The sequence below is a fragment of the Arthrobacter sp. SIMBA_036 genome, assembly GCF_046535135.1.
In the GTDB taxonomy this organism is placed as follows: Bacteria; Actinomycetota; Actinomycetes; order Actinomycetales; family Micrococcaceae; genus Arthrobacter.
The window spans coordinates 1-250 of the sequence record NZ_JAWRXG010000362.1; the positions used below are offsets into that span (position 1 = coordinate 1).

Annotated in this window: 1 protein-coding gene; it reads right to left on the reverse strand. The window is 29.6% G+C overall.

Annotated features, from left to right (window positions below; translation table 11 throughout):
• On the reverse strand, positions 1 to 194 hold a 194-nt coding region (locus SB659_RS20185), incomplete at its 3' end, for a restriction endonuclease (RefSeq protein WP_410551714.1).
• Positions 195 to 250 lie beyond the last annotated feature (56 nt).

Consider the following 250-nt stretch of genomic DNA (forward strand, 5'->3'; position numbering starts at 1 on the left):
ATGCCTGAATTTCTATAGTGTTTAACTTGAACAACTATTTCATTTTCATCATTAAAAGTGGAATATCGTAAATCAATTCCTTGATCTGGACCAGGTTTAAATGATTGAAAATCAATGGAAAGTTTTTTCGAAAGTAAATCTCTCGTTAACTCTTCAAGATCTCTATCATTTAGTGTTGAAAAATTATAGTTCATTTTTTAGCTAAATGTTTGTTCCAAAACCAGATCTTGCACATTCTGAATTGAGGCTT